This is a genomic window from Tritonibacter sp. SIMBA_163 (genome assembly GCF_046535935.1).
Classification (GTDB): Bacteria; Pseudomonadota; Alphaproteobacteria; order Rhodobacterales; family Rhodobacteraceae; genus Epibacterium; species Epibacterium scottomollicae.
In genome coordinates, this window is sequence record NZ_JAWJBP010000486.1 from 1 (window position 1) to 270 (window position 270).

1 protein-coding gene is annotated in these 270 nt (G+C 72.6%); it reads right to left on the reverse strand.

From position 1 onward, the window contains the following. Nucleotides 1-251 (reverse strand): FAD binding domain-containing protein (locus R0J92_RS23235; RefSeq protein WP_411053412.1); only part of this gene is annotated, 251 nt, incomplete at its 3' end. Nucleotides 252-270 lie beyond the last annotated feature (19 nt).

Consider the following 270-nt stretch of genomic DNA (forward strand, 5'->3'; position numbering starts at 1 on the left):
TTCGCGACCGAGCCGCCAAGGGTCCCGCGATTGCGCACCTGGGCGTCGCCGATGTGGTTGGCGAGATCGGCAAGCGCCGGGATGGCGTTCGCCACCTCACGGGACCCGGCGACAGCCGCGTGCGTCGTCGTGGCCCCGATGCGCACCCGGTCGCCGTCGACCGAGATGCCGGCCAGGTCCGCAACGCCGCCGAGATCCACGAGATCGCTCGGCGCGGCGAGGCGCTGCTTCATGGTCGGGATCAGCGTCATACCGCCGGCGACCACGGCC